Consider the following 745-nt stretch of genomic DNA (forward strand, 5'->3'; position numbering starts at 1 on the left):
TACTCGTCGCTATCGAATTTGCGGGCATTCCCGTTTGACAAGATCAAAGTCGATCAGTCTCTTATCCGGGCGGTGGACACCAGCGATGAGGCGGCTGCCGTCATGCGCGCGGTCTTTGGCCTCGCTCGGGGTCTCAAGCTCCCCGTCCTGGCAGAGGGCGTCGAAACGGACGCGGAACTGACCTTTCTCCGGGGAGAAGCCTGTGATGCGATCCAGGGTTATCTTCTCGGCCGACCTTGCCCGATTTCCGACTTCGCTCAGCACACGGTCGGCCATGGTAGGGCGGCCGCTTCCCGGCGGCTGGGGAACCACGAACTGCGCGTGATCAAGAACAGCGCGGCCTAGTGCGGAAGCGGGTCGCACGTTCGTGATACTCGCGAGCGTTCGGGGATGGGTGCAATCTTCCGCAGGTGAGAGTGGCTTGCCGACCGGCAGGTGTTCCGTTTGTTCGACCGCCATGCGCCGCGTCTGAACCGGGATCACGTCCACGTGGCCGAAAGGCTCGGACGACTTGCGCGATGGTATTCGTCGCAGTTGCTTTTTCCCATCACGAGCAAGGCTCCGGGATCTGACCGGCGCTGCGTCGACATCCCCGAGACTGAGGCGAAGAGGGCGAAGCTCTATACGCCGGCCTGGTCATCGTGGACGAATTCAATGTCGATGATCTCGCGATCATGGGCTTTGGAGTCCACCGTTCCGGGAGGCTAGTTCACGCGACGTTTCATGGCGAAGGTCGCGGCTGACG

Annotated in this window: 1 protein-coding gene; it reads left to right on the forward strand. The window is 61.9% G+C overall.

The window, feature by feature from the left end:
• The coding region (locus EH240_RS37200; protein WP_148101194.1) for an EAL domain-containing protein at window positions 1-345 on the forward strand (345 nt) is incomplete at its 5' end.
• Between the last annotated feature and the right edge of the window lie 400 nt (window positions 346-745).

It is taken from the genome of Mesorhizobium tamadayense, from assembly GCF_003863365.1.
GTDB classification, from domain to species: domain Bacteria; phylum Pseudomonadota; class Alphaproteobacteria; order Rhizobiales; family Rhizobiaceae; genus Mesorhizobium; species Mesorhizobium tamadayense.